The sequence below is a fragment of the Rhizobium sp. SVR5-2C genome, from assembly GCF_056755115.1.
Genome location: NZ_JBNDHT010000465.1, coordinates 1 through 254, shown reverse-complemented (window position 1 = coordinate 254; position 254 = coordinate 1). Strand labels below are relative to the sequence as shown.

Genomic DNA, 254 nt, shown 5'->3' with positions numbered 1-254 from the left:
CCGTCAAGAAGGCCGCGCGAGACCTCGATTTCACACGGCTTGACGCTCAGAGCTTTGCGCAGTGCCCGGACATCTCGATCGACTACGCGATCATGGAGAAGAAGGAAAACGCGGCGGTCGTGCCCGCCCGGTTCAGCTGGTCGGACCTTGGAAGCTGGGGTTCCGTCTGGAAAAGCGGAAAGCGGGAGGCCGAGGGTAATCGGGCGGCCGCCAACACCACGCTGGTCAACACCAGGAATTCGCTGGTCATGACC

1 pseudogene is annotated in these 254 nt (G+C 62.2%); it reads left to right on the top strand.

The window, feature by feature from the left end:
* Positions 1-254, top strand: a pseudogene (cpsB, locus tag ACPYOI_RS36550) (mannose-1-phosphate guanylyltransferase/mannose-6-phosphate isomerase); the annotation flags it as partial.